The organism is Streptomyces sp. NPDC051172 (genome assembly GCF_040682555.1).
GTDB lineage: Bacteria > Actinomycetota > Actinomycetes > Streptomycetales > Streptomycetaceae > Streptomyces.
This window is the reverse complement of the sequence record NZ_JBFBBE010000004.1, coordinates 120,385-128,899: the sequence shown is the minus strand read 5'-3', so window position 1 is coordinate 128,899 and position 8,515 is coordinate 120,385. Positions and strand designations below refer to the sequence as shown.

The window sequence follows — 8,515 nt, the reverse complement described above, 5'->3', positions numbered from 1 at the left end:
GAGGCCGAGCTCATCGAGCTGAGCGAGGCCGACGTCACCGGTGGTACGACGCCGGTCTCCGTCGCGGTGTCGATCGCGGCCAGCGCCGCCTTCTGTCCGACCACCAAGTGCACCAGCAAGTGCTGAGCCGACTGACCTCTGTCAGGGGCGAGGAAGGAACGATCATGCAGAGCGAGAAGGACATCTTCGGGGCGTACGACGAGGCCGAGCTCATCGAGCTGAGCGAGGCCGACGTCACCGGTGGTACGACGCCGGTCTCCGTCGCGGTGTCGATCGCGGCCAGCGCCGCCTTCTGCCCGACCACCAAGTGCACCAGCAAGTGCTGAGTGCCCTGTAGGTCGGTGTAAACGGGCGGGGCGGAATGGATCGAAACCCCCAAGGGTCCATTCCGCCCCGTCTTTGGGGGTCGATTCACATCGCGCGCAGAAGGACAGGCAATGAGATCTGGGATCAACTTCTATCCGGAGTTCGACGACACGGAGATCGAGGAAACGATCACGCCGCTCGCGTCGTTCGACGACCACGTTCTGGCGGCTGTCGCCGGTGAGCCGCAGAAGCCCGCCGCGGCACCCGCCCGGCCCGGGGTCGTCAAGGACTGGCTGGCACCTCCGGAGGAGTACCCGTTCCAGCACGTGATCAGGGCGGTCGCAGCGGGTGCCGCGGACGGAGATCCGCTGGCCGCTTTCCCCGGTCTCTTCGCCGACCCCGACGACTCGCTGGTCGAACTGCTCGGCAGGGCGGAGATCCGCATCCGCGAGATGTACACCCGTCCGCTGGTGGCGGCTGTCAACCACGCCCGCGAGCAGGGCCTCCTCGAGGGGGACAGCTCCCAGGAGCGCTACCGGTACTTCGTGGACGAGGCGGTCCGCAGCTCGTTCACCGCCGTCGGAGACCTCAGTTTTCCCGTGTTGCGGGATCTCACGCCGGTGGTGCTGGCCGGCACCGTCGATGCCGTCGTCGAACTCTGCTCCAGGGTGGTCGCCGACCGGGAGGTGCTCCGTGACACCTTCGGTCTCGCACCGGACGACCGGCTGGTCTCCTTCGGTGCCCCCGAGGGCGACACCCACCATCATGGCCGGGCAGTCTGTGTCCTCACCTTCGAGTCCGGCACACGCCTGGTCTACAAACCGCGCGACGTGTCCTGCGAGGCCGCCTTCGTCCGGCTCGCTGAGGAACTCAACGCGGCCTTCGGTACCCGTCTCGTCACCGCCAGGGCACTCGCCCGTGACGGCTACGGATATGTCGAGTACATCGAGGCCGAGGACGTCTCCGACATCGCCGAGCGCTTCATGCGCGACAGCGGCGAACTGGCCGCGGTTCTCTACCTGCTGAACGCGCGTGACATGCACTTCGAGAACATCGTGCCGACCCGCCGCGGCCCCGTCCCGGTGGATCTCGAGACCCTTCTCCATCCGGAGCGGGTCCACGTCGGGCCGGTTCCGGAAGCCGAGGGGAACGCGTACACCACGATCGGGCAGTCGGTCTACGGAGTGGGGATCCTGCCGCTGGTGATGGCGGGCAGGAAGAAGGACCGCGGCGGACATGTGGACCTCGGATTCCTCGGCGGGCCGGGGCGCGGCACATCTCCGTTCAGGCAGATGAGTTTCGATGCACCGTACACGGACCGGATCGCGCTCTCCCTCAAACCGCAGGCCGTCCCGGGACGCAAGACCGTCGCCGGCGAGCGAACCGAGGAGGAGATCCTCCACCTGGGCCGGGAAATGGCGGACGGCTTCGCACGGACGTACCGCGCGGTCCTCGCGGCACCCGGCACCTGGACCTCACTGCTGCGCACGGTCGCCGACGGTCTGCGGATCCGCTACGTCCACAACCCCACCGCGCTCTACTCCCAGATCCTGCGCATGACCACGGGGCCGAGCGCGCTCGATGCCCCGGCCACCTATCTCGCGCTGCTCAAGCGCATCGCCATAGCTGGCAAGACCTCGGCCCGGGCGCTGGTCGTCTCGGAGCTCCGGCAGATGGCCGAGCGTGACGTCCCGTACTTCACCGTCAGCGCCACCGGCACCCGCATCTGCGACGGAGACGGCCGCGACGTGGGCGCCGCGCTCAGCCGCTCCCCGCTGGAACTCGCCCTCGGCAAGGCAGCCGGTCTCGGCGAGGCCGATCTCGTGGAGCAACTGCGTCTCATCCGTTCGGCGTTCACCGCTCAGTTCCCGGACAACCATCTGTCTCCCGCACGGCACGTGGAAGCCCCCGCGGACGACAGTGCCGGCTCCGGTGAGCATCAGGCCCTCGTCTCCCTCGCGCGTGAGCTCTGCGACGGCCTGGTCGAGACCTCCCTGCCCGACCGCTTCGCGCACCTGCCCAGGACCTGGATCGGGCCCCTGGCGTCCGCGGAGGCGGACCGCCCCTGGCCGCCCGGCGTGCTCGGCTACGACCTGTACACCGGCCGGACCGGAATCGCCCTCACGCTCGGTGCCGCCGGACGTGTCCTGGACGACGACCGCTACCTGAGTGTGTCGCGGCAGATCTTCTCGGCGACCGCCGACATCCTGGCCTCGCACCGCTACGAGTCCCGCAGCCTCCAGCAGGCTGGTTACGGCGGTTACACGGGCATGGCGGGCATCCTGTTCTGCCTCTCGGCGGCAGGCCGCCTGGCCGGTGAGGACGACTGGGCGAGCGCCGCCCGGGGAGCGGTACCCCTGGTCCTCGAGCAGATCCGCGCCGAGCCGGCCGACGGGCTGCCGCTGGACGTCATCAGTGGCCTCGCGGGTGTGCTGAACTGCGTCACGGCCATCGGGGGTACCGACGCGCCCGAAGCGGTCACCGAGTTGGTGCTCCTCCTCGCCCGGGCGATCCAGGGAGACGGGGCCTTCGCCCGGTCGGTCCTGGACCAGTCGGGGTTCGCCCACGGCATCAGCGGGGTCGTCCACGCCCTCGGCCGCGCTCACCCCCTGCTGCCGGCGGAACACAGGCCGCTGGTCGAAACGGTGCTGACCGCACTCGTCAAGCGGCTCGAGGGGTTCTTCGATCCGGCCGAGCGGAACTGGTCGTCCCAGGCCTCGGGAGAAGGAACCTTTGCGACGGGCTGGTGCCACGGCTCGACCAGTGTCGCACTGGCCCTGTCCACCTATGGGACCGTGCCCGGCAGCGAGGACGTCACGGCCCTGCGGGACCAGGCGGTCAGCAACACGCTGCGCCTCGGTTTCGGCCGCAACCTGACCTGGTGCCACGGCGACCTGGGGAACCACGCCGTCCTGCGCTTCCTCGCCGGCCCGACCGGCACACCGCTGCACGTCGAGGTGCGGGAGAAGGAGCGCCGATGGCTCCAACCCGATGTGTTCCGCCGCAAGATGGCCGATCCCGACAGCCGCTACGCGCACACCAACAGCCTCATGGTCGGCAGCTCCGGCCTGGCGCTGCACCTGCTCAACCGGATCGACCCGGACCTGCGGCTGTGCCCGCTCACGCTCACCGTGGGAGGGCGTTGACCATGACGGCACTCCACCGGGAGAAGATCGCCACGGCACGCCGGGTACCGACCGTGACCCAGGTCACGCAGACGGAGTGCGGTCTGTGTTCGTGCATCGCCCTGCTTCGGTACTACGGGCGCGCGGAGGAGATCGTCAGCGCCCGTGAAGTCATGGAAGCGGGACGTGACGGCCTGTCGGCCGGGCAGTTGGCGCAGTTCCTGGAATCGCGCGGCATGCGGGTCAAGCCGTACCGGGTCAGGAACGTGGCCGCCCTCGAGAACTTCACCTCACCGGTGATCCTCTACTGGGAGAACTACCACTTCGTCGTCCTGGAGAGCTTCGACGGCCGGACGGCCGTCGTCATGGACCCAGCGGTCGGACGGCGCCGGATCAGCCGCGAGGAACTGGAGAAGAGCTTCACCGAGATCGTCCTCGCCGCGGAGCCGACCGAAAAGTTCGAGAAGAAGCGCGCCAGGCCGTTCTCCGAGTGGCGCAAGTTCCTGCTGCTCACGAGGGACGCGAAGAAGCGCATAGGCCTGGTGGCCCTGCTGTCGCTCAGCGGGTACGGGACGGTTCTCGGTATTCCCGTCCTCACCCGGTGGGCCGTCGACCGGTACGCCCACTGGCATGGACTCGGCGATTCGGCCGTCCTCCTGGGGGCCGTGCTGGCTGCCGCCCTGTGCTACTACGTGCTGCACCTGACGAGGGTCATACTGCTGTCCTCGTTGATCGCCGTGCTCGGCAAGGACCTGATGAGCCAGACGTTCACCAGGCTCCTCAACCTGCCGTTCAAGTTCTTCACCACACGGCCGCCCGGTGAACTGATCTACCGGCTCAACAGTGTGACGTCGGTACGCGACCTGATCTCCTCCCGGATGGCCCAGGGCGTGCTCGACGTGGGCACACTGATCTGCGTCACGGTGTACCTGCTGGTCACGGAGTGGCGCCTCGGCTCGGTCGCCGTCGGTGTTTTCCTGCTCAACGCCCTGTATCTGATGAAGACGCGGTACCGGGTCACCGAGGCGGTCGACTCGGAGATCGCGTATCTCGCCAAGAGCCAGGGAACCCAGCTCGACGCCATCGTGTCGATTCCGGCGATCAAAATGGGCGGCTACGCCAAGGAGTTCCTGACCGGCTGGAACGAGACCTACAGCAACTCGCTGAACGCGATGAAGACGCGGATGCGTCTCCAGCAGGGCCGCATAGCCGGGCTGTCGACCACAACGCAGATGTTCGGGCCATTGGTCCTGCTGCTGTTCAGCCTCTACCTGGTCAGCCACGGCCGCATCTCCCTCGGGGCCGCCGTGTCGGTCCAGGCGATTTCCGCGACCTATTTCTCCCTGGCCAGTTCGGTGTTCCAGACGTACACCTCGTTCAACGAGGTGTCCCGGTACGTGTCCCGGCTGGCGGAGATCTCCGAAGAGGAGCCGGAAGCACGTGGTGGCACCCTTACCGAACTCGCCTCGCCCTCCATCAGCCTCAAGAACGTCAGCTTCCGGTTCACCAAACACAGCGAACTGGTGGTCCGGGACGTCACGATGACGATCGGTGCGGGAGAACGCATAGCCCTCGTCGGACCCTCGGGATCGGGAAAGAGCACCCTCGGCCGCATCATCTGCGGGCTCTACGAGGGCACGAGCGGAACGATCGAGTTCGGCGGTCACGACCTCGACGAGTACGACAAGACAGCCCTGCGCCGCACCATCGGGTACATCCCCCAGGAGGTGCATATGCACAATCGCACCATCCTGGAGAACCTGACACTGGGCAAGGACCTGTCCGAGGAGTACGTCCGCGAATTCTGCGACCGGCTGGGGATCCTCGACTTCGTCAACGACCTGCCGATGGGGTTCAACACCCTGGTCTCCGACATGGGAGCCAACTTCTCGGGCGGTCAACGCCAGCGGATCGCCATCGCGCGGGCCTTGCTGGGAAATCCGAAGATCCTGGTCATGGATGAGGCCACGGCGGCGCTCGACAACATCAACGAACGCCGTGTCATGCGGGTCATCTCGGAAATTGGGGCCACCCAGGTCGTGATAGCGCACCGCCTGGCCACCGTGAAGTCGGCCGACCGGATCTACGTCCTCGACAAGGGTTCGATCACGGAATCCGGAACCCACGAAGAACTCCTTGGTGAGGGCGATTTGTACGCGAACTTGTACGGTGAGGACCAGCGCGAGGAAACGTTGGTGGGGGGAGAGTGAACGTGACCGATCCGCAGGTGGCAGTGGCCGATTTCCTGCCGTTCTACAAGAACCGAATACCCCGTCAGGCAATCGTGGACCGACTGCGCGACCCCCTGTCCAGGGTGTCCACGCCCGAGTACGCGGAAGAACTGACCGACCAGATCTGGGAAGACCTTGTCACCACCGTGGAGGGACATTCCCTTCGCGTGCTCATAGGGGAGTTCCACGAATTCCGGGAAGTCCAGGGACTGCCCATGTCCGCCGAGAGCGACGAGGCGCTCCAGAAGTTCCGGCGGCACTTGGACGACCCGGGCAACTGCCGTGACATCCTGGCCCGTTACGAGGTGTTGCGCCGTCGGCTCACCGTGGTCCTGGACCACTTCCTCGACGCCTACGACGACCTGTTCACCGCCTTTCACCAGGACCGGCCGCGGCTTGTGGCGGGCGGGCTGCTGGAGGACGAGGACGACACACTCGTCTCTCTGATCATCACGGGCGGCGACCCTCACAACGACAACCGGCGCGTCGTGGGCGGGTGCCTCGCCGGCGGCGGAAAGCTGGTCTTCAAGCCGCGTACCCTGGCGGCCGACGACTTCGTCCGCGACCTGTGTGCCGCGGCCGAGCCGTATCTCGCCCACACCCTTGACGGATGTGTGCCGGCATCGCTGTCCGTCGGCGACCACGGATGGCAGCAGTTCGTCACCCCCCGCGCCATGACCGCGCCGGACCAGCCGGCCCGGTACTTCTACCGCTTCGGCGCGCTGTGCGCGCTCTTCGGTGCCATCGGCGCGTCCGATCTCCATGACGAGAACCTGCTGGCCGCCGGGGAGCACCCGTGCGTCATCGACACCGAGATGATGCTGCGGCCGGGCTCCGGGACCGGGAACGACTCGCTGGAACACCGGCTGATCAACCACGTCGAGCTCTCCGTGGCCTCCACCATGCTGGTGCCGAACGTCAGACCCGAATCACCGATCGATGTGATCATGGCGGGCGTCGGCGTCGACGGCGATCAGGTGTCCGGAAAGATGAAGAAGACCGTGATCCAAGACGGTGGCACGGACGCCGTCCGCCTGGTCTGGGAACCCCTCGTGTACCGGCACAAGGAGAACGTGCCGCGGCTCGGCGAGGAGAAACTGGCGTCCGCGCGGTACTTCCGCGACATCGTGGCCGGATACACCGACGCCCTGGGAGCCGTCCGGCAGCGCAAGGCGATCGAGGGCGTCCTCGACCGGTACGCCGACCTGCCCGTACGCTGCCTGATCCGCTCGACGATGGTGTACGGCCGCTTTCTCGACGCGGCCACCCAACCGCGGTACCTGCGCGACGCCGGTGAGACCGAGCGCCTTCTGAGGCTGCTGAAGCGGTTTCCCAGGCATATGACGCCCGAGGCCTGCGCGTTCGTCGGCGAGGCCGAGCGCACCGCGCTGGACACCGGGAACGTGCCCTACTTCACGGCACGGGCCGGCTCCACCGAGCTGGCCACGAACACCTCCCGGCTGGAGGGAGCCAACCCGTCGTCACCGGCGGACCTCGCCCGGGCGGGCCTCGCGCTGCACGCCGGGCAGAGCGACGTCTACCACCGGTTCGTGCTGGAGGAGTGCTTCGGCGAACTCGCCGAGGGGGCACCGGACGTGATGTCCTCTCAGAGTATCTTCGCTCCGGTCCTGCACGCCGCCGCGGACGAGGCATGGTGGCCCCGGGTGGTCCGCACGCTTCAGGACACGCGGGTGACCCACCAGGGTGAGTACGGTGCGGAGTGCGGCTGGATCGGCGGGGTGGGGCCCGACCGCGGGGTCCCCACCATCGTCCCGGGGAACTTCCTGTCGTTCCACGACAGCGGAGGGATCGTCACCTTCCTCCAGGACGCCGCGCAGCACGACCCGGAGCTGGGAGAGCTGTACCTGAGTGCCGACCGCGGCCTGAGCGTGCTTCTCGAGGTGTACGGGGAGGCGCTGCTGCGGGCCCCGGAGAGCGTGTTCACCGGCGCGGCCTCGCTGCTGCTCACCCGGCCTCTCCAGCAGGACCGTGCCTGGGTGGCCCAGCTGCTGGAGCGAGTTCCGGAGCGGATCGAGGCCGGCACTCTGGAGACGGACCTGGCCAACGGCCCCGCCGGTTTCCTCATGGCCGTGCTGGCCCGTGTCGAAGCGGGCCAGGACCCCCTGATGGACGAGGACCGGTTGACGCGTCTGTGCGACCTGGTGCTGGCACAGGCCAGGACGACGCTGGACCGCGCATGGTTCGACGTGGCTCACGGCGATATCGGCATGAGGTGGGCCGTGTCCCGGATCGGCCGGTACCTGGGTGACCCGGCCCTGACCGACGCCGCCGCGGACTGGCTTACGGAACGCCTGGCCGACGGTGAGCTGCCGCCGGTACCGGGATGGTGCAACGGCAGCGCCGGATTGCTGCTGGTCGCCGCGGAGATCCTGACGTCGGCGGGCCGGCCGCGGACACTGACCGGCGGCCGCCTCGCGGAACTGGCGGACCGGGCGACGTCGTTGCGGGGGCAGAACCCGGTGGACCTGTCGGTGTGCCACGGCTCCAGCGGCGTGATCCAGTCGTTGATCGCGGCGAGCCGGCTGCTGGAGGACCGTTCCCTGCTCGGGCGGGCGGCCGACTACCGAAACCGCGTGGCGGAGGCGGCCCGCAAGCATGGGTTCCACACCGGTTGTCCGGGCAGGACCTCGCTGTTGGGCTACATGTTCGGCTGGTCGGGCATCGGCCATACCGACCTGATGCTGGACAGGGCACTCGACGGCCAGGATCCGGCCTTCGTGCCGGTCGCGCTGACCGCCTCCGGCGGGCCGGAACCGTCGATGCCCCGGCCGCGCGGCGGGAGCGCCGTGACGGAAGCCCTGCGATGACGACCGGAGACAAAGGAGAACGAGT

Annotated in this window: 5 protein-coding genes; all 5 read left to right on the top strand. The window is 68.0% G+C overall.

Going from position 1 to position 8,515, the window contains the following annotated elements:
* The coding region (locus tag AB0N07_RS03765) for a class II lanthipeptide, LchA2/BrtA2 family (protein ID WP_365831838.1) at nt 1-126 on the top strand (126 nt) is incomplete at its 5' end.
* 38 nt (nt 127-164) lie between these two features.
* Nucleotides 165-326, top strand: a complete 162-nt coding sequence (locus AB0N07_RS03760) for a class II lanthipeptide, LchA2/BrtA2 family (RefSeq protein ID WP_365831727.1) — start codon at nt 165-167, stop codon at nt 324-326.
* A 111-nt stretch (nt 327-437) separates the two neighbouring features.
* Nucleotides 438-3,452: a type 2 lanthipeptide synthetase LanM family protein gene (locus tag AB0N07_RS03755; protein WP_365831725.1), complete on the top strand. Its 3,015-nt coding sequence runs from the start codon at nt 438-440 to the stop codon at nt 3,450-3,452.
* 2 nt (nt 3,453-3,454) lie between these two features.
* Complete coding sequence (locus tag AB0N07_RS03750) at nt 3,455-5,641, top strand: peptidase domain-containing ABC transporter (RefSeq protein WP_365831723.1); 2,187 nt, start codon at nt 3,455-3,457, stop codon at nt 5,639-5,641.
* 2 nt (nt 5,642-5,643) lie between these two features.
* Complete coding sequence (gene lanM, locus AB0N07_RS03745; protein WP_365831721.1) at nt 5,644-8,490, top strand: type 2 lanthipeptide synthetase LanM; 2,847 nt, start codon at nt 5,644-5,646, stop codon at nt 8,488-8,490.
* Nucleotides 8,491-8,515 lie beyond the last annotated feature (25 nt).

What these genes read in the sequence shown, in the direction of transcription:
- AB0N07_RS03760 (WP_365831727.1), top strand. Translation starts at nt 165, where the DNA reads ATGCAGAGCGAGAAGGACATCTTCGGGGCGTACGACGAGGCCGAGCTC.
- AB0N07_RS03755 (WP_365831725.1), top strand. Translation starts at nt 438, where the DNA reads ATGAGATCTGGGATCAACTTCTATCCGGAGTTCGACGACACGGAGATC.
- AB0N07_RS03750 (WP_365831723.1), top strand. Translation starts at nt 3,455, where the DNA reads ATGACGGCACTCCACCGGGAGAAGATCGCCACGGCACGCCGGGTACCG.